Raw genomic sequence first — 19,078 nt, 5'->3', positions numbered from 1 at the left:
TATAGAAAAGAAGCTATAAAAGGTATAGCTTCTCCTCTCACTATTTCAATCTCGTTGTACCTTATACTCTATAACTCTACCATCTTTATCAAATTGCAAAACAAGACATTCACTATCTATAGGTATGAAACCACGTTCATTCCCAAGATAGTACAAAGTAGTAATTCCCTCTGCCCAACTTCTCGTTTTCATAGGGGGGCCAAACAATTTTGTAATTTCCTCGTTTGATTTCCCTATCAATTTATGCTCCTGTAATAGGTCATCTACCATATGTACTCGTTTTTCTTCATAATTTAACCACCGATCCTGATTAAAGTTTGAAGTGTATTTATTTATACTTAATTGTACGGTGCATACTAGCAATGGAATGAGACCCACCATCATTATAGTGAACAGTTGTTTCTTACCTTTATCACGTCTTACCGAAACATGTAAGATAGACTTTTGAATAATAACTAATAAAATAAAAGGCATTACTACCACCAAAATACTCATTACACTCAATGACACATGAACCATATCAATAACGAAAATAAACGCAATGTACATTAATATATACAAACAAAAATAAATGTACAACATCCCCCACATTATAGTGCTTTTACCTTTCTCCACCCAAATAACACCTACTTTATCCCGCTATTTGCGGGCAGTTAGATTCCCACCTCAAAATTCGGCTGTGCAGGGTAGGAGTCGGTTTGCCCATAAAACCCCGCTGATTAAAGTTTTACTTTATTTTTCACTTCGCAACATAATTCATCTGGCCAATCATATCTCTAATCTTTTTTAGTTCTCGTGCTGTATATAGTACTTCACTTGTTAAAACTTCATTTCTGAAAAACGTTACAATTTGCTCTCTATCTTTAAATCTCGGCAATTCTTCATTAGAAAGATCAATAACTTCTTTTCCACTTTCATTTTCAAAATATACAATCGGTTTTACTTTTCCCTTTACAATATCTACTTGCATTTCTTCCAAACAATTATATAAAGTTTGAGATAGTATTTTCGCTTTATACGCTGGATTCCCTTCATTTCTTACTTGCAAAGTTAATGAAGTTCCATCCGTAATAAATTCAAACGTCTCTTCTTTTTCAATTTCATGTTGATACTTACCAATTTCCTCAATCATAAATGAATATATACCAGCATTTTTTCTCGTTAAACCATGAATTAATGTCCCCGTCCATTCTTTCGTCTCAAGTAGATAAATACCAGTTTTACATAAGATGAGGTGATGGATTCGATTATCGTTTATGTCATGTTTATCTCTATATTTGTTACTTCTCATAAAAACGTTCGGTATAATATGAAACTCTTCTTCTAGTATTATTCCTTGCTCCACGAAACCTCTCTTCATATAATGTAATGTTTCATGCGCATTCACTTCAGCACCATTTTTGGCATATTCTCGTAAATCCGCAATTAAATTTTGAAACATATGTATTTCATTAGTATGCTTATCTTGCATTTCACTACGTTCTTTACTATGTTGAACTGCCAATTGATTTTTCATCATACGCATATTTTCAAGTTCTCTAGCTGTATTCACTTGTAAATCATTATATTTTTTCTGTTCCATATTCTTTAAAGTATCTTGTTTTTCTTTATGCTCCGTAATCGTAGCTGCAATCTCACTTTCATACGTTTCAATCGCTTGTTTCTTTTCAAACTCTACTTGCTGACTCTCTGATTCTAACTGCTTATTTTTATAAAACAGTACAAACACTGCAGCTAATAATATTAAAATTCCACCCATTAGCACATACTCCATATTATTACTCCTTTATTTCATTTTCGATTATTTTTTATAAATATATCCATTATATTATACTATGCTTTCAATATACACTTTGTAAAAATTATATATTTTTACTAAAAGGCACCTCAGTCGAGATACCTTTTAAGTTCACTTTATTGTACACCATACTGAATATAACTTGAATCATAGTATACCCATTGATTTGTCCCTAAGCAAAGCCATCCATCTTGCTTACTCCATACTCGATATGATTCACCATGATGTAACTGTCTTATAACATTCCCGTTTAATGATGGAGCGTCTCGCATATTCACATTATCGCCAGTAATAGTTGCCACATAATGTTTATACTGAATATAACTTGAATCATTATATACCCACTGATTTGTCCCTAAACAGAGCCATCCATCTTGTTCTCCCCAAACTTCATATGATTCGCCACGATTCAATTGGCGAATTACACTAGACTGTAAAGATGGTCCACTTCGTAAATTCACATTATCTCCATTAATTACAGCAACTCCGTATACTGGAGTCGCATTATTAGGCGTGGGAACATTACCTCCACCACTTGCTCCATTTCCTTGTAAAGCTTCTAATGAAACAGCTGCTGATACATCACAATTTCCTACACCTGAAATTTGCCCAGAATCTGTGTACTGCCATGCTGTCCACTCTGTCCATCCACCAGCATCAGCAGGCGGTATACTAGAATATCTGGAAATCCATAGTGGAATGTCACTTAACCCGCTAATTCCAAATTCATTAATATACCAAACTCCTGTATATAACATTACATTTTTCCCAGTAGCTTGTTTCACATAATTTACGAAACTTCTTGCCCAATTCGATATAGTCGCACCCGTTAAACTACTATTGCTAGTATCCGTTGGCGATTCTAAATCTAAAACAGGAATTAAGTCCGTCTGATTACTCTGTAAGATATTCACAAAATATTTCGCTTCTGAAATGGCATCATTTTGTTCTGGGTGCGCAAAATGATATGCACCAATTAATACATTCGCATTTCTCGCAGCTTGTACATTTTGAACGAAAGTAGGGTCAATATAGTTCACACCTTCCGTCGCTTTTGCATACGCCGCTGAAATGCCAGATGACTTCACAGCATTCCAGTCGATGCTTCCTTCCCAATGAGACACATCGATAAACGTAATATTTGAACTGGATCTATTTTGCATATAAAAGCTCCTATCAAATTTTTTTATTCCGTATACAATATGTACACATTCAGTTAATGGACACGACCTTTATGCTAGAGTAATAAAGTTCTAATATATTTATTTTGTCGAGATGTTTAAGAAAAAAGTGAAATTGAAACTACACCGTACACCAGAAACTCCATTAATACACTTTTAACACCTCAAAAAAGGCCTTGTAATCACAAGGCCTTTTGTAAACTCCCTTTATTTTGTAGTAAGTACATATTGTAGTAAAGTCCTTGTTTACTAAGCAACTCTTGATGTGTACCTCTTTCTATGATTTCCCCTTCATGCATAACAAATATTTGATCCGCATCTTGGATTGTAGACAATCTGTGTGCAATCGCTATCGTTGTTCTACCTTTTCGCATTTGCTGCAATGCCGTTTGGATAGCCTCCTCTGTTTCTGTATCAATATTTGCCGTCGCTTCATCTAGCACTAATACTTTCGGATTAGTTGCTATCGTTCTAGCAAAAGCAATTAATTGCCTTTGACCACTAGAAAACGCAGCTCCTCTTTCGACTACTTCTGTATCGTATTTCTCTGGTAATTTTTCAATAAACGTATTCGCTTGCACAAATCGCGCTGCTTCTTCTATCTCTTCATCCGTTATCTCTTCATTATACATACGAATGTTTTGCTTTACATTTCCAGTAAATAAAAATGCATCTTGCAGCACAAGACCAATTTTCTTTCGAATTTCTTGTTCTTCAAACTTCTCTAAACCCACTCCGTCTATTACAATATTACCTGATTTAATATTGTAAAATCTCATTAATAAATTCATAATTGTACTCTTACCACTACCAGTGTGTCCAACGAAAGCAACCGTTTGCCCTGGCTTTACGTGAAAAGATACATTTTTTAAAACGTCACGCTTTCCATCATATGAAAAAGTAACATCTTTAAACTGAATTTCCCCGTTAACTACTTGTGGATTTTCACTCCCGATTTGAACAGGAGCTAAATCTTTATCGTCCATTAAATGAAATACACGCGATGATGAAACGAGCGCTTGTTGGAAGAAAGATAGTTTCATCATCATCTCATTTACCGGCTGGAAGAAACGATGTATATAGTTAACAAAAGCATATAAAACCCCTACTTCAACAGGACTCTTTAAAGCGTCAATTCCAAATAAACCAAGAACTAACGCAATTGCTACAATATGAACAAGATCTGTTGCTGGACGTAAAAGTAATGCATCTAATTTCAATGTACGACGTCCAGCACTATAATGCTTGTTGTTCACTTCTTCAAACTCTTTTCTCATCCGCTTTTCTTGCCGGAACACTTGAACAATATTCATCCCTTGAATGGACTCATTTAACTTTGCATTTAATACACTCAGTTGATTACGTACCTCTAAATAAAAAGCTGCACTTTTCCGGCGATACAGCACCATAATCGCAAACATAATTGGAATTAATATGAGCGAAAATAGCGCTAATTTTACATCTAGTAAAAACATCGCTACTAAAATCCCTACTAAAAAGACTACATTTTTCACGAATGTTGATAGTACACTAACATAAAAATCCTTAATCGCTTCCGTATCATTCGTTATACGAGATACAAGTGTACCAATCGGCGTACGATCAAAGAAACTTAATGACAATTTTTGAACATGTTCATACACTTCAACTCGCATATCTTGAACAATCTTAAAAGCGATATTTTGAAAGTACAATAAGTCTAAATACGTAAATAATACTTTTAATAAGTGAGCAATAATATACACTACAAATAGAGTAACAAGTGCTGATTGTTCAAAGTTACGTGGTACTAAGTGTTCATCAAGAAATTGTTTAATTAAAAAAGGACCCATCATTTCAGTTACAGTTGCACCAACTAGAAATAAAAATGCTAACGCTAATAACCCTTTATATGGTCTCATATAAGAAAGCAATCGCCTTAAATCACTCCGCTTTTTCTCAGCCATCATACGCCTCCTTTCTCTACCAACGCCTCTAACTGCTGGCTTTCATACATTTCTTTATACCAACCATTTTCGTTCATTAGTTGTTCATGTGTTCCACGCTGCATAACCTTACCTTCATCAATAACAAGAATAAGATTTGCATGCTGAATCGCACTTAAACGGTGCGCAGTAATAATCGTCGTTTTTTCTGCTCTTTCTCGTTTCAATGCAGTTAATATAGTTTCTTCTGTTTTTGCATCTACAGCTGATAAACAATCATCTAAAATTAAAATTTCAGCATTCGTTAATAACGCACGTGCAATTGAAATTCGCTGTTTTTGGCCTCCTGATAGCGAAACCCCTCTTTCACCCACTACCGTTTCATATCCTTCCGAAAATTGAATAATATCATTATGAATACAAGCAATCTCAGCAGCCCTGTTAATTTCTTTATATGTAGCATCAGCCTTTCCAAAAGCAATGTTCTCCCCAACACTCGCTGAAAATAAAAAATGATCTTGCGGTACGTATGAAATTGCAGAGCGTACACCGTGAAGTGTTAAATCTCGAATATCCCGCTCACCAACTTTTAATTCACCATTAAAGTGGTCATACTCGCGAATTAAACATTTTAATAACGTCGTCTTCCCTGCACCGGTACGCCCTACAATTCCTAACGTTTCACCTTTTCTTAAGTTAAAGTAAATATCTTTTAAGTTTAATAGTTCATTCTTTTTATAAGAAAACGAATCAACAGCAAACGAAACATCACCACTTGCTATAGCATGTATAGCATCTTCCTTATTCACTACATCCGAAGTCTGTGAAAGTATTTTCTCCACACGATCATACGAAGCACGTCCACGCTCCATAATATTAAATAGCCATCCAAAAGCTAACATTGGCCATACAAGAGTCCCTAAGTATGTTGTAAATGTTACTAATTCTCCTACAGTTAATTCGCCCCGTACAACTAATAATGATCCGTAACAAATTGCGATTAAAAATGAAAATCCGACAATTAGGGCAATCGTTGGATCGAATAACGAGTCAATACGTGCGACTAGCATATTTTTATGTACGACATCTTCCGATTTCTTCCGAAACGATTGTAAATCCTCTTTCTCTTGTCCAAGTGAGCGAATTACCTTCATCCCACTCATACTTTCTTGTACTTTATCATTGATTTCAGAAAACGATTGCTGTGCTTTATGAAATCTTCTATGCAATAAAGTTCCATAATAATTTGTAGAAATAGCTACAATTGGCATCGGAATTAAACTTAACAGCGTTAACTTCCAGCTAATTGTAAACCCCATCGCTACGAGTACACATCCTCCAACAGCTAATGAATCAACGAGCGTTAACACACCTGCCCCAGCAGTTTGTTGAATCGCCTGAATATCATTTGTCGCATGTGCCATCAAATCGCCCGTACGACGTGATTGATAAAAGGATGGGCTCATCTTTGTAAAATGTTCATATAAATTCTTTCGGAGTTGACGAGCTAGTTTTAAAGAAGATCCAAAAATCATAATACGCCATAAGTAACGTAATATATACATCGTAATTCCTACAACTACTAATAGAATAACCCAGTTCAACAATTTTTCAGACGTTAATGTTCCATTATTAATTTCATCTACTACAATGCCTAGTACTCTTGGCGCTACAAGTTCAAGAAGCGCCACACCAAATAACATAATAATTCCGATTATGTACGCTCGTTTTTCTTGTTTAAAAAACCAAGCTAAATTCAAAAACACTTTCATATTTATCCTCCTCCCTTAAAATGAGCGATATTTTCAGTTTAACAAAAACACAGAATTTTTAAAAGTTTTAAACATCTTATGCACTCAAAAGAAAAGGGCACTCGGTAAGAGTGCCCTTTGGCGCTTATTTTGTTTGTTGCTTGTTCATCGCGCTCATCATTTGATTGATTTTCTTTTGGGAAGGTTTTTGTCCCATTTGCATCATCATCATTTTTAACATTTGTTCGTTAATTGGTGGATTTTTTTGTAAGTAATTCATCATGTATTTGCGGGCAATGAAAAATCCTAACGCCACGCCTGCTACTAGTGCTACTACGCCCACTAGAATACCTAACCACATTGGCATATCTTTTCCTCCTTCATGTTGTCTACCTTACAGTGTACTAAAACCTTTTCAATAAGACAAGATACTATTCGACATTTTTTACACATATGTTCGTACTTGTTTGAGAGGGTTTAACCAACCGTACTTTTTATTTTCATAATCCATCGCTAAAAATGTTAACTCACACTTTCTAAGCACCTCAAAGAAAGTTGTTTCCATGGATACATTTCCAGAAGTATTCATTCGAATATATTGTGGTTTCACCATTATTTCGCCGTATTCAGCTCCTGTATAAAGCGTATGAATATGATTTGTTCTTTCATATTTGCCAAGAACACGCAAAGCTTGTTCTAATTTATGATGAAGTTTCATTACTTGTAACGGCATCGTAATATACGTCATTTGTTTATATAATACTTTCTTCTCCGAAAGGGACCCAGATTCTGAAAATCGAGCAAATAAATCAAAAAACAAATATTCACGACCAAAGTAAGCTTTCGCAATATCCTCTTGAATTAAATACAATTCATACGTTTTCATTTTTTCCCTCCCGATCTGGACAACCTTTTCCCTACATTATATAAGAGAAAATTTGCAATGATTGTCTGACTACGGAGAGAGAAAAAACTTTTCCTGTCGAAAAAACTCAATTACATAGAAAAATCTCCCCATGCTGGAGAGATTTTTCTAAAATCATTAAAGCATTTCTTTTACTTTACGAACAACGTTCTCTACAGTAAATCCATACTCTTCCATAATTTTCTCACCAGGAGCAGAAGCACCGAATGTGTCAATACCTAGTACATCTCCATCAAGACCTACGTAACGGTGCCATCCAATTGTAGCACCCATTTCAATTGCGAAACGTTTCGTTACTGCTTTTGGTAGTACAGATTCTTTGTACTCAGCAGTTTGAGCTTCGAAGCGATCCATAGATGGCATGCTAACAACAGCTGCATCAACGCCGTCTGCTGCTAGAGCTTTTTGCGCTTCGATTGCTAAGCTTACTTCAGATCCAGTTGCAATTAAGATTACATCAGCAGTTTCTTTCTTGCTTGCAGAAACTACATATGCACCTTTTGCTACTTTTTCATAAGTATCGTCTTTTGCACCTTCTAATGTTGGAAGATCTTGACGAGTTAACACTAATGCAGTTGGTGTTTTTGTAGATTCTAGAGCTAGTCTCCAAGCTGCAACTGATTCGTTACCGTCTGCTGGACGAATAACAGAAACGTTTGGCATCGCACGAAGTGCTGCTAATTGTTCAACTGGCTCATGTGTTGGACCATCTTCACCAACAGCGATACTATCATGTGTGAATACATACGTTACAGGCAATTGCATTAATGCTGCAAGGCGAATTGCTGGACGTAAGTAGTCAGAGAATACGAAGAACGTACCACCGTAAGTTTTTAAACCGCCATGTAGTGCGATACCGTTCATTGCTGCACCCATTGCGAACTCACGTACACCGTACCAAATGTTTTTACCGCTGTAATCAGCTCTTGTAAAGTCTTTTTCGTTATTCATGTATGTTTTGTTAGAACCAGCAAGGTCAGCAGATCCACCGAAGAATGATGGTACAGACTCTGCAATTGCATTAATTACAGCACCTGAAGAATTACGTGTTGCTGCTTTTGATCCTAATTCATAAGTTGGTAAGCTTTGTTCCCAACCTTCTGGAAGAAGACCGTTCATTGCTGCTTGCAGTTCGTTTGCTAATTCTGGATATGCTTGTGCATATTCACCGAGCATCGTGTTCCACGCAGCTTGTGCAGTCTCACCAACATCTTGTACTGTTTTACGGAAGTTGTCATATACTTCTTCTGCTACATGGAAGTCTTGTTCAGCAGTCCAAGCGTATGCTTCTTTCGTTAATTTTGTTTCGTCTACACCAAGTGGAGAACCGTGTGAAGCTGATTTTCCTGATTTGTTTGGAGAACCGAAACCAATTGTCGTTCTTACTTCAATTAGCGTTGGGCGTTTTTCGTCAGCTTTCGCTTCTTCAATTGCTTTTGCGATTGCTTCAATATCGTTTCCATCCTCAACACGGATTACTTGCCATCCGTATGCTGTATAACGATCTTCTACACTTTCAGAGAATGAACGATTTAAATCGCCATCTAATGAAATATCGTTTGAATCGTATAACACAACAAGACGACCTAATTGTAAATGAGCAGCTAATGAAGATGCTTCAGCAGAAACGCCTTCCATTAAATCTCCATCACCACAAATAGCGTATGTATGATGATCTACTACATTATACGCATCACGGTTATATTTAGCCGCTAAGTGTCTTTCAGCCATTGCCATACCTACAGCAGTTGCAATACCTTGTCCAAGTGGACCAGTAGTTGCGTCTACACCTGCTGTGTGACCATACTCAGGGTGTCCTGGAGTTTTGCTTCCCCATTGACGGAAGTTCTTTAAATCATCCATTGTTAAGTCATAACCAGATAGATGAAGTAGGCTGTATAGTAACATTGAACCATGACCTGCAGATAATACGAAACGATCGCGGTTAAACCACGTTGGGTTATTTGGATTGTGTTTCATAAATTGAGTCCATAATGTATAAGCCATTGGTGCTGCACCCATTGGCATTCCTGGGTGACCAGAGTTTGCTTTTTCAATCGCATCAATGGATAATGTGCGAATCGTGTTGATAGAAAGTTGTTCGATTGAATGTGACATGCTATTCTTCCCTTCGCGTATGTTAGTAAACGTTTTATACATTTATATGATAGCTTCCCACGCAAGATTATACAACATGTATCGACAAATATGTTGATGTTTTTTTGATTTTTCATAAAAAAAACAGTGATTCCGGGAATGTATGGGTATTCAATATGACATACTTTTTTATTGTTTTTATTTTAAAAAGAAAGGGAATTATCTGTATTTTTATGCAATATCATTAAATCGAAAAATAAAAAATGTACATTTAACCTTTCATTACTGCGCGTGGCAAATGAATAGAAGGCTCTAACTAAAAATAAAGCAGGTATTCTCCCTTTGCATCGAAATAAAATCAATAATAATTACCATCAAAGTAACACATACACAAGATCATATTTTAAGCTTAGCGCAAATATGAAAAGCACATTAATTTCAACCATGTACTCCTACTAATTATAAAACAAATGTCACACGCATATTCCCCTCATATCTATTTTATCCTGCCTAAAGAATTACTGCATATACAATCCACTTGCAATCATTGCTTCTAATAAAGCTATAACCAATTCGATTTATTCACATATTACCTTCGCAACAAGTGCATAATAAAAGACATATCAATTGATATGTCTAAATTCACCACTCACTATGTATTGAAACGATTGAAGTAGCATTACAACTGGAAAGCTATTACTCACGTATCTTTCTATTAATATCAAAAAAGACGGGCTATGCCCATCTTTTAATTTAATTTTGCATTATCTTGCTTTTTTAAAGCTTTCAATTTCGTCGGTGTAACATCCGTGCCTTCTTCGTTAACGACTTTAATTCCTTTTAATTCGTTTAACATATTTTGACGAAATCCTTTTAAATATTGTTCACGTAGCGATTGGCGCTCACGTTGTTCTTCTTCAGTTAAGCCTTCAGCTTTTGCTTTTTTCGCTAAGAAGTTAATGCGTTCAATGAGTTCGTGACTTGGCATCTCGAATCCCCCTTCTACTCAAAACTGATTATTATCATACAATAGTTAGTCCTCTTTATCAAGCAATTGCTTTGTATATTCTACATATCTTCGATGTACAGTTGCTTTTGAAACATCATGACCAAAACCACGAAGTGTTGCTGCAATTTCTTCAAAAGTTAATTCATTCCGGCGTAAACGTACAATTTCCTCAATTGGCACTTCTTTTTTCTCACGTCCTATACTTAAATGACGATTTTTCAAATTATTCTCCGGACGAAATCCTTTCTCTATCGCCCTTTGCATGCCACGCTTAATTTTTAAATTGTGGATCTTTCTTTGATACTCTTCAACAATCCCAATTATATCTAGCACCATCGAATCAGAGTCAGAGAGTTCTAATTCTCCATTATGCGTATGCGTATATACTTTTATTCCCTCTTTATGTAAACAGTGCATTAATGCAATTTTCGCATTCCCTCTACCAAGGCGCGTTTCATCTTGTATTAGAAGTACATCAACTTGTTCATCGCGAATTGTATCTAGCACTTCTAATATGCCATCACGTTCAATTGTATAACCGCTAGCCTGCTCCTCAATCACCTTTGTAACATTCATTTGATAGCGCTCAGCTAAATGCAATAATTCATCTTTTTGACGCAATAATGATGTTTCCTGCGCTTCTTTTGTTGTGCTCACACGTGCATAAATAATTGCATTCACTTTGAACCCTTCTTTCTCACTATATTTTCCTTATAGTGTATCATAAATTCGCCTTCCGTTCGAACTTATGTTTGTAGAATGTTTTTTCGCATGTTATACTTAATAATAAGAAAAATGAAAGAAAACGAGGTGTTAGAAAACATGGAAAAGTTAACGAAACGCCAGCAAGACATTCTCGACTTTATTAAGCTAAAAGTACAAGAAAAAGGATATCCACCTTCCGTACGTGAAATCGGTCAAGCAGTCGGCCTCGCTTCTAGTTCTACAGTGCACGGACATTTATCACGACTAGAAGAAAAAGGATATATTCGACGCGATCCAACAAAACCACGCGCAATTGAAATTTTAGGTGACAACCGAATGGAAACAGAAACACAATCTGTTATTCAAGTTCCAATCGTCGGAAAAGTTACTGCCGGTTTACCGATTACAGCAGTCGAAAGTGTAGAAGATCACTTCCCACTTCCAGCTAGTATCGTTGCTGGAGCAGACCAAGTATTTATGTTACGCATTTCTGGAGATAGCATGATTGAAGCTGGTATCTTTGATGGTGATTTAGTTGTTGTTCGCCAACAACAGTCTGCATACAACGGTGAAATTGTAGTTGCTTTAACAGAAGATAACGAAGCAACTGTTAAACGTTTCTATAAAGAAAAAGATCATTTCCGTCTACAACCGGAAAACTCTTCACTAGAACCTATCATTTTAAAACAAGTGTCAGTTATCGGAAAAGTAATTGGCGTATATCGTGATTTACATTAAAAATAATAAAAAGAAGATAATTCCCTTATTTATATAGGGAATTATCTTCTTTTTATATTTTGATAGATTTCCGTTCATTCAAAAGAATTTATTTCATTAATTATTAACGCGTTTCAATAGTAACATCTCCAGCAGCGGTTTTACCGCTAATCTTTTTACTACCATTACCAATCGTTATATTTTTATTTTCTTCATTAAATATTGTCACGTCTCCAGCAGCGGTTTGCCCAGTTATAACTGCATCTTGTGGTTTTTCCAATAAAGTAATCTCTACATCTCCAGCAGTTGAACTTGCTTCTAAATCATATTTAGAATCATGATCAATAATATTTATATCCCCACTAGCCGTTTTTGCTGTTGCTTTCCCTATGACTTTTTTAAAATTCACCTCGCCAGCTTTTGTAGACCCCTCCACACTCTTTGCTGTTACATGTTTCAAATCCACTTCTCCGGCGAGTGTTTCAACACTTACGCGGTCACTTTTCACATTACTTATTTCTATTTGTCCAGCGGATGAATTTACTTTTATCTCTTGATAAGAACGTTCAGGTACTAATATAGTTAATGTAGGCGTTTGAAATCCAAAATTGTAAAATGAAAAATCAAATGAAACACCTTTTTCTATTTCCCCTATGACTTTTAATGTATCACCATCTTCAGCAATACGAATCTCCTGTTTACTTACGTCTCCTGTTTGCTTTACATAAAAAGAGGAATCAGGAGATTTTTGGACAACAATATCTCCAGCATCTAACTTAACTTCTACATTTTTTAGCGTTTCGTTTTTAATTACGTCCTCTTTATCTCCTTTTCCTGCAGTTTGTACTGCTTTTTCATATGTTTGTGAAATCCCTATTACTCCAATAATGATACAAGCGATAGCTACTAATAATATCTTTTTCATCATCTACTCCCCTTTTATCATTTTGAAGTTCCATACTACATAGCGTACACATAATCTTTTAAACCACTTCGTACTATAATAAGCTACAATACATAACAACAAACCTACTCCAACAAACGTTATACTAACGAAAAGATCCAACCATATAAAAGTACCCATAAATACTTTTACAATAACGAAAAATGGTGTCACTACACTAGCAATCCCACCGACCCAAAAAGAAAATATAAAACCGATAATTGCAACTAACGGGCCTAACACAATAATAAAATTAAACAAACTAAGTCCAATCGCTGCCATGACAGCTCTTGTTATATTCGAAGTCGATGGATCCCTTTTCATCTCATCAAAGCGATACAAAGCAAGCAAGTCTTTCGCAATTACCTTTGGAGAGCCAAGTCCCTTTATTATTTCTGATTCAGTTTTCCCCTCTTCCATCCCAAACTGAAAGTGCTCTTCATAATCAAATAAAATATCTTGTCGCTCTTCTTCTGGTAACTTTCTAAGATGACTTGATAATTCTTTAAGAAACCGTTCTTTACTCATCCCATTCCACCCCTTCAATAATTTCTTGAACACCTTTAGCAAAATCACGCCACTCCGTTACTAATAACGTAAGTTGCATCTCTCCTTGCTCTGTTAGTTGATAATATTTACGTGGCGGTCCTTCGGTGGATTCTTTTAAATACGTTTGAAAATATCCCTCTTTCGTTAAACGACGTAATAACGGATATACAGAACCTTCCGATATTAAAAATTTATTAGAGATTTGCTGAACAAGTTCATAACCATAACAATCTTTACGTTTTACAAGTGCCAATACACAAAGTTCTAACACACCTTTTTTAAACTGAACGTTCAAGGACAATCCCCCTTTCTCATTTCAGTACTGTTCAATACACGGTACCTACTTTATCCACAATATACCACTCAGTACTATTTATTGCAAGGTACTAAATTATATTTATTCCCTAAATTTACAAAATACAAATATAAAAGCCCGGATAAGATCTGTTGTAACTGACCATTATCCGGGCTTTCATTCAACTCGAATTACAATAATACAAGATTTCATTCAATCTTTCTCCTCTATGAACCCACTTCCATTTGTGACCCTAATAAATTTCGAAATATACCTTTTCTCTCTTTAGCCAATTGATTAAACTCACCTTTTTGAACAATTTCACCTTTTCCTAAAACAATAACTTGATCTGCATTACGGATCGTAGATAACCGATGCGCAATAACAACAATAGTCATCGTTCCTTTCAATCTTTCTATTGCTGATTGGATTTTCACTTCATTTTCAGTATCTAATGCACTCGTAGCTTCATCTAATATTAAAATGGATGGTTGTCTTAAAATAGCTCGAGCTAATACAAGTCGTTGACGTTCACCACCTGAAAGTCTCACTCCACGATCTCCAATGAGAGTATCAAGCCCTTTTGGAAGCATTCGTACAAATTCAGCTGCCGCCGCGAAATCTAATGCAGCCCAAATTTGTTCTTCACTCGCATTCGGATCAATCATCAATAAATTTTCTCTTATGCTTGCATTAAATAAGAAAGGATCTTGTGGCACATAACTAATAGCTCGTCTCAATGACAATAAATTTTCACTTGTAAGAGGAGTTCCATCTATTAATACTTGACCTTTCTCTGGTTGAATCAATCCCATTAAAACATCAATTAATGTACTCTTCCCAGCTCCCGAATGTCCCACAATAGCCGTCATACTATTGATTGGTATTTTCACATTAATATTTTGAAGTGCATACAAATGCTCCTTCTTATTATACCGAAAATAAACATCCTTACATTCAATACCCTGTTCTATACAAATCGGCTTTATATGTTTTTGCTGATGTATATCCTGCATTTCAATCGCTTCATTACATTCCCCTTGTAATTCCCATAATGACTTAAAGGCAGGAATGCTTGCAGCCAGTTGTTCTAAATTTGACTGAATCGTCATGAATCTTGGCCATAGTCTTGAAAAAATGAGAATGATTAATAGTAACTGGGCCGTTTGCGCTTGAAACATATTTACTGACAAAAATATAAAAAATGCAATTAATATAGCCATTGAAATTTTATAAAACAATTGAGAGTTTGACCTTATTCTCATATACTCCATTTGTTCGCTACTCATCTTTTTTGTTATAGATTGAAACCAATCCAAACGTGATCCTTCCAAAGTATTGCTCTTTATATCTTTAATTCCATTGAAATGATCTGTTATACCAGAAAGATAGTCTTTTGCCAATTCTGAAGTCTTACCGCCTAGTATTCTTGCTTTTTTTATAAAAACACGAGAAGCTACCAAGAACAATAAGCCAAAGCCCAAAACAAATACAGTGATTTGGGGAGATAATAAAAACGCAAGCCCTACCTGTATGAATGTAAATAGAATAGTAGCTAGCAATTGTAAAATTAAATTAATCCCATAACTAACACGAGCTAATTCTGTAGTTAATATATTAATTAGATTTGTTTTCCTTTTCTCTAAAAAAAACCTCCACTTTGCTTTTAAAATCATACTATATGTTTCTTCTCTTAACTTTCGTACAAAAACTTGTTGCGTTCCCGCATCTCTTAGCGTTATGTTTCTTTGCAGTAGATTTTGACTTAATACTATTAATACATATATACCTAAAATAGAGATTAGACTTGTTGTTTTAGGAAAATCTTGCAAAAATCTATAAACGGGTGCAATAAAAGAAGTCTCCTCACCTATATTGATTATTCCAGTCATACTTATCATAGGAAGTAATAAAATAATACCTATCCCTTCAAGTAAACTTATTAAAACCATACCAAATAAATTCACATACAGTATTTTTCCTGCTGAAGAATATAATTTCTTCATAAAATATATAATATAATTCATCGATGTTCCCCCAATAATAAAGCAAACTTCTTCGTTTTCCTCCAAATACATAGAAACGGACGTAAAGGAAAATATAAAAAATGAAGAAATTTAGGTAACGGCAATGTTTTCGCATCAATTGGATAAGGATATAGTTGGCTCATAATATATAAAATTTTTTGCTGATTAGACATTAGCGAAAATAAATGTCGACTATGATAAGTAAGTACTTCTTCAGGAACCGGATCGGTATGCAAGTTTATCATTTCCCTGAAGTAAAACAGAGCTTCTTGTGCTAACCTTTTTGAATGTTTTTTAGTTACTAATCTCATCATTCTTTCATCTAGCCGTACGCCTAGCAATTGAGATACCAAAATTAATGCTTGTCCTCCTAAATGTAGCATTTGATATGTTCTCATTAATTTATGAATCTCTCTCCAATTAAGATCTTGATTGACAATTTTTTTTATATCTACTAACCAGCGTAATCTGGACCAACCATGTCTAGCACCATGAGATACAAGAAATAAAAATAAATCTTCCTTCCCTAACATATATACGGAATTACTCGTAAGGGTACTTTTTCTCTTTCGCTTCCAAAGTTCTTCAAACCCAGGTTCCTTACCAGGTCCGGGATTTAACCGCCAATGAATCTCAAGCTTAATCTGCTTTGTTGGATGAAAAAATGTTATATGATGATGCCTCCATTTCCAATCATTTAATATCGTTTGAATATAATCATCTTTTACATATCCCTGCTCTAAAAGTAGCATTTCTACTTTTTCTAAATTTTGAATTGGAATAAGAACGTCCAAATCACAAGATGTTCGTAAAGAAATATCTCCATATAAATCCTGAGATAGTACAGGCCCTTTTAGAAAAATCATACGAATCTCATTTTCATTACATATTTTATTTATTCGTTCCATTTCAGCACTTAAATAAAGCATTTGAAATGTATTTTTTTTATATTTTCTATTTAAAGTTTGTACAACATGTGAAGGAATCAGTTCCTCATCTACCTGTTTAATTTTTTGATAGATCACCGGATAAACACGATGATGCACGGCTTGCTCAAGAAAAACCTCCCAATCAATACCCGAAAACCATTCCTTACTGTAAGTTTGCATTGTTTCGTCATCTTGTAACTGCAAAATTGCACAAAGAAACTTCAATTCCTTAGACATGAACTCTACATCAAGACCTAAATCATTCCTCATTGTACTCTCCTTTAAAAGTGTCCTCACTTAGCCTCTTTGCAAATGATCCAACGACAGTGAATTTCTCCATCCCTTCCGATCCAGTAACATAAAAAGAACCGCTCCGTAACCATGCATGCGCAATTAATTCACCATGACTATCCTTAGCAGTTCCTAAATAAAGAGTACTCTCAATGTGACGTTTTTCGAGCATTTTCATCCCAGCTATAGCTTTAACAAGGCACTGACTTTCCCAAAAAGTATACCGACTCATAATAGAAATTGCTTCGGACACCTTTTTTAGCGTATCTCCGTGCGGTTGAATATGAGTACTTGACGTTTCACTCATGTAATCTCCTAAAGAAGGTGCAACTTTGGAAAAGGTAATACTTTTTAGTACGCGCGCCCACCCTAAAAAAATAAAAGCCTCTAAAAATAAGAGCTTTGTTTTCATGTTCAGTGATAAAAACATCCTTAACCTTTTCACAATATTTATTAATCCCTTCCTAACAGTTCTTTTGAAATTACGAATCTATCTATTAGGCTGATCTTTTATTTGAATTAACCCTTCTTGAAACAAACACTCTAAAAAGGAAAGAACTTGCTCTTCACAATCTTTTCGTTCAATATCATAGTTAGATACTAGCATAGTAACAAGCTGATTAATTATTATTGGCTTTTCAATAAGCTCCCATATTTCTCCGCCTATTTCACCTAAGTTATAGTAATTTCCTTTCTGGACATTTAACATAACTTTTTCTCCATCCATATCGCTTACTATATTACCCTTACTTTGGACAACGTTATGTTCTAATGATATTTTTCTCGAGTGGACAACCATCAACCATACTCCCTTTCTGTATAGCACTTAAAATAACTTCCACAAGCTCATGAGCTGTAAATCTTGAGGCCGGGCGGCTTACTTGAAACATTTCCATTCCACTTGCAATATGAGTTGAAGTTTCAAAATGCCATTCCATCAATCCTAATTTAGAAATTAAAGAACTCCTAAAAGTATGACGGTATAATTTATACAAGCGTGCGAGCCCTTCTATACGGGTCATCTCAATATCTTCTCCCTGTGTTTTTACTAATTCAATAACACCAGCAAGAGGTAATGGATCTGGAAAGAATTGAGAATTTACAGGAACAGCATACTTCGTTTCTCTTTCAAATAAAGGGCTAAATTGCGCTACTTCCATTCCTAACTCATTTATGCTCTCTTGCCATAATTTTTGTTGTGCGTAAGAAGGATGAACTATTGCAGTATTTTTATTCAAAAGAGACACAGCAACTACATCATCACTTAAAAGCTGATATCCTTTATTCAAAAAAGCCGAGGCTAACGTTGATTTTCCAGCTCCTGAATCACCAATTAATGCATATGCTTTTCCATCTATGGCAATTACACTCCCATGCAATGGGAGTGTTTTACGTTGCATTAAAAGCGCCCCCATACAAGTTCCCAGAATATATAGGCGAATTTTATCTTCTTCTGCGTCTGCCATAGGTGAAAAGGTGATTTTCTCGCCGGCTTGTACAGAAAATATTGCAGTTTGAGGAACATGAAACATAACTACATCATCCTCCACTACAATTGTTTTTTGCTTTTCTGCGCTATATTTACTCCACTGTTCTGACAAATCCGTTATTTCAACTTGAACATCTGCCATCTCTTTTTTTTCATTCAGCTGAGACAATTCGGGTAATGGAATTTCACTTACTATTTTTAACCCGAAGGCTTGATATAACACATTCCCCATAGAATCAAACATCCTATCCCCCACATTGTCAATTTTTTGAAAGCTCTTATATAATAAAGCTATATAAGAGCTTTATTTTTCCAGTGACTTAACTGTACTTCACTGGGTCATCTGGGTCAGGTTGAACAGCATCTGGATATTTATGCCCAGGCCCAGCCATAGTCATATTAATATTAAGTACTTCTAATACAGGTTGTTTCCATTCCTTTTTCATA

General features: G+C 35.3%; 20 protein-coding genes. 1 reads left to right on the top strand and 19 read right to left on the bottom strand.

What is annotated here, in order from left to right; all coding sequences use genetic code 11:
- Positions 1-45: 45 nt before the first annotated feature.
- The 10 genes from QCI75_RS09475 to QCI75_RS09430 all read right to left on the bottom strand — a co-directional run bounded on the left by QCI75_RS09475 (position 46) and on the right by QCI75_RS09430 (position 11,367).
- Positions 46-615, bottom strand: a complete 570-nt coding sequence (locus QCI75_RS09475; RefSeq protein WP_353760349.1) for a hypothetical protein — start codon at positions 613-615, stop codon at positions 46-48.
- Between the two features lie 124 nt (positions 616-739).
- Positions 740-1,774, bottom strand: coding sequence for a nuclease-related domain-containing protein (locus tag QCI75_RS09470; protein WP_353760348.1), 1,035 nt, complete (start codon positions 1,772-1,774; stop codon positions 740-742).
- A gap of 140 nt (positions 1,775-1,914) precedes the next feature.
- On the bottom strand, positions 1,915-2,961 hold the full coding sequence (locus QCI75_RS09465) for a GH25 family lysozyme (protein WP_353760347.1): 1,047 nt from the start codon (positions 2,959-2,961) through the stop codon (positions 1,915-1,917).
- A gap of 200 nt (positions 2,962-3,161) precedes the next feature.
- Positions 3,162-4,925: an ABC transporter ATP-binding protein gene (locus tag QCI75_RS09460; RefSeq protein WP_144505512.1), complete on the bottom strand. Its 1,764-nt coding sequence runs from the start codon at positions 4,923-4,925 to the stop codon at positions 3,162-3,164.
- Positions 4,925-6,676 carry an ABC transporter transmembrane domain-containing protein gene (locus QCI75_RS09455; RefSeq protein ID WP_353760346.1) on the bottom strand — a complete coding sequence of 584 codons (1,752 nt, stop codon included), beginning with the start codon at positions 6,674-6,676 and terminating at the stop codon, positions 4,925-4,927. Before QCI75_RS09455 ends, QCI75_RS09460 begins: the two co-directional genes overlap by 1 nt.
- Positions 6,677-6,800: 124 nt before the next feature.
- On the bottom strand, positions 6,801-7,022 hold the full coding sequence (locus QCI75_RS09450; protein ID WP_001132292.1) for a YneF family protein: 222 nt from the start codon (positions 7,020-7,022) through the stop codon (positions 6,801-6,803).
- 78 nt (positions 7,023-7,100) lie between these two features.
- The gene (gene sirA / locus QCI75_RS09445) at positions 7,101-7,541 is read right to left on the bottom strand and encodes a sporulation inhibitor of replication protein SirA (protein ID WP_070144423.1); all 441 of its coding nucleotides are present in this window, start codon (positions 7,539-7,541) and stop codon (positions 7,101-7,103) included.
- A 156-nt stretch (positions 7,542-7,697) separates the two neighbouring features.
- Positions 7,698-9,698: a transketolase gene (tkt, locus tag QCI75_RS09440; RefSeq protein ID WP_144505514.1), complete on the bottom strand. Its 2,001-nt coding sequence runs from the start codon at positions 9,696-9,698 to the stop codon at positions 7,698-7,700.
- Positions 9,699-10,425: 727 nt separating this feature from the next.
- Positions 10,426-10,665: a DUF896 domain-containing protein gene (locus QCI75_RS09435; protein ID WP_001139098.1), complete on the bottom strand. Its 240-nt coding sequence runs from the start codon at positions 10,663-10,665 to the stop codon at positions 10,426-10,428.
- A gap of 45 nt (positions 10,666-10,710) precedes the next feature.
- The gene (locus QCI75_RS09430) at positions 10,711-11,367 is read right to left on the bottom strand and encodes a YneB family resolvase-like protein (protein ID WP_144505515.1); all 657 of its coding nucleotides are present in this window, start codon (positions 11,365-11,367) and stop codon (positions 10,711-10,713) included.
- 141 nt (positions 11,368-11,508) lie between these two features.
- Between QCI75_RS09430 and lexA the strand changes: the two genes are divergently transcribed.
- Entirely contained in the window at positions 11,509-12,129 is a 621-nt protein-coding gene (gene lexA / locus QCI75_RS09425; protein WP_128853760.1) for a transcriptional repressor LexA, read from the top strand.
- A gap of 103 nt (positions 12,130-12,232) precedes the next feature.
- Here the strand turns inward: lexA and QCI75_RS09420 are convergent, their stop codons facing one another.
- The 9 genes from QCI75_RS09420 to QCI75_RS09380 all read right to left on the bottom strand — a co-directional run bounded on the left by QCI75_RS09420 (position 12,233) and on the right by QCI75_RS09380 (position 19,077).
- Entirely contained in the window at positions 12,233-13,036 is an 804-nt protein-coding gene (locus tag QCI75_RS09420) for a DUF4097 family beta strand repeat-containing protein (protein ID WP_186320856.1), read from the bottom strand.
- A complete protein-coding gene (locus QCI75_RS09415; RefSeq protein ID WP_353760345.1) occupies positions 13,037-13,579 on the bottom strand; it encodes a DUF1700 domain-containing protein in 543 nt (180 codons plus the stop codon).
- Positions 13,572-13,895 carry a PadR family transcriptional regulator gene (locus tag QCI75_RS09410; protein ID WP_002066545.1) on the bottom strand — a complete coding sequence of 108 codons (324 nt, stop codon included), beginning with the start codon at positions 13,893-13,895 and terminating at the stop codon, positions 13,572-13,574. Before QCI75_RS09410 ends, QCI75_RS09415 begins: the two co-directional genes overlap by 8 nt.
- A 227-nt stretch (positions 13,896-14,122) precedes the next feature.
- Positions 14,123-15,922, bottom strand: coding sequence for an ABC transporter ATP-binding protein (locus QCI75_RS09405; RefSeq protein ID WP_353760344.1), 1,800 nt, complete (start codon positions 15,920-15,922; stop codon positions 14,123-14,125).
- Positions 15,919-17,121, bottom strand: a complete 1,203-nt coding sequence (locus tag QCI75_RS09400) for a nucleotidyltransferase domain-containing protein (RefSeq protein ID WP_353760343.1) — start codon at positions 17,119-17,121, stop codon at positions 15,919-15,921. Before QCI75_RS09400 ends, QCI75_RS09405 begins: the two co-directional genes overlap by 4 nt.
- The gene (locus QCI75_RS09395) at positions 17,111-17,596 is read right to left on the bottom strand and encodes a lasso peptide biosynthesis B2 protein (RefSeq protein WP_353761513.1); all 486 of its coding nucleotides are present in this window, start codon (positions 17,594-17,596) and stop codon (positions 17,111-17,113) included. The genes QCI75_RS09400 and QCI75_RS09395 overlap by 11 nt, the downstream gene beginning before the upstream one ends.
- 36 nt (positions 17,597-17,632) lie before the next feature.
- Positions 17,633-17,941: a lasso peptide biosynthesis PqqD family chaperone gene (locus QCI75_RS09390; protein ID WP_002128586.1), complete on the bottom strand. Its 309-nt coding sequence runs from the start codon at positions 17,939-17,941 to the stop codon at positions 17,633-17,635.
- Positions 17,904-18,875: an aldolase gene (locus QCI75_RS09385; protein ID WP_353760342.1), complete on the bottom strand. Its 972-nt coding sequence runs from the start codon at positions 18,873-18,875 to the stop codon at positions 17,904-17,906. Before QCI75_RS09385 ends, QCI75_RS09390 begins: the two co-directional genes overlap by 38 nt.
- 76 nt (positions 18,876-18,951) lie before the next feature.
- Positions 18,952-19,077, bottom strand: coding sequence for a paeninodin family lasso peptide (locus tag QCI75_RS09380; protein WP_000712621.1), 126 nt, complete (start codon positions 19,075-19,077; stop codon positions 18,952-18,954).
- Position 19,078: the final 1 nt, after the last annotated feature.

It is taken from the genome of Bacillus cereus group sp. RP43 (assembly GCF_040459645.1).
GTDB lineage: Bacteria > Bacillota > Bacilli > Bacillales > Bacillaceae_G > Bacillus_A > Bacillus_A mycoides_C.
Note: the sequence above shows the minus strand (reverse complement) of the source record. Positions and strands in the feature narration are given on the sequence as shown.